Raw genomic sequence first — 940 nt, 5'->3', positions numbered from 1 at the left:
TGACATATACAACCCCTAAACGGTAAGAGTGACATCATATACTCAAAAAGTTTGATTTGTCTGCGAATTAAAAGCTTTCGTACTAATTAACAGAGGACTAATTCTTTGTAACATTAGTTCTCACTAAAAATTTGAACTGTGTTCTATATTTGTTTTGTTGCATGATTTTGGCTTTGTGTTAAATCAGCAAAATGCTCATTATCGCAAGCAATAAATATATCTAAAGTAGTAGTGCATTCTAATATCGAAAACAAAATTGAGTTTTAACTTTTGGTTTTGTTGATAAATGCATTATTAATAAAGTGGCTAGAGGATGTTGATGGGAATAGTGCTTTCGATTACTAGTTTCCACCGTTTTACACCAGAAATAAAAAGTGTGTATTCAATACCAACAAACGAAGAACACTTTTGTATGAAATTTGGGCGCTCTGAGAGCTGTGATTGGGTATTACCTGATCCTGAAAGAATTATTTCTGGTGTTCATGGTGAAATAACTAAGTTGGTAATGATTATCTACTTAGAGATCTCTCTACAATGGCATTTTTGTTAATAAGTCAGTTAGCCCAGTAGGAAATGGTGTCGAGGTGGCTTTAAGTGATAAAGATATTATTAATTTTGGAGAGTATGAAATCGAAGTATCGTTTAAAAATAGCGAAAACCATAACGTAACCCGAAGCCAAATCCACACGAATACTCTCTCACCACGTGAAGTCAATAAAGAGTCAGTCAGTGGTAATGATAATTTTATGGATTTTGGTTTTGATGCAAACCTATTTTTGGCCGAAGAAGAAAAGCAGCATCAAAATCTATCGCCAGAATTAGGTGATTTGGATGATTTTCTCGATGTCTCCCATATTAAGCCCCCACATAGAGCCGACTCAGAAAGAAGAGAGAGCGAACGACTATCTCGTGATGAGAAAGTGGCTAAGCGATGTGAACG

1 pseudogene is annotated in these 940 nt (G+C 35.2%); it reads left to right on the top strand.

Features of this window, described 5'->3' with window-relative positions:
• Positions 1 to 584: 584 nt before the first annotated feature.
• Positions 585 to 940 (top strand): annotated as a pseudogene (locus CIK04_RS29620) (type VI secretion system-associated FHA domain protein TagH); the annotation flags it as partial.

The sequence above is a fragment of the Vibrio sp. 03_296 genome, from assembly GCF_002265885.1.
Note: the sequence above shows the minus strand (reverse complement) of the source record. Positions and strands in the feature narration are given on the sequence as shown.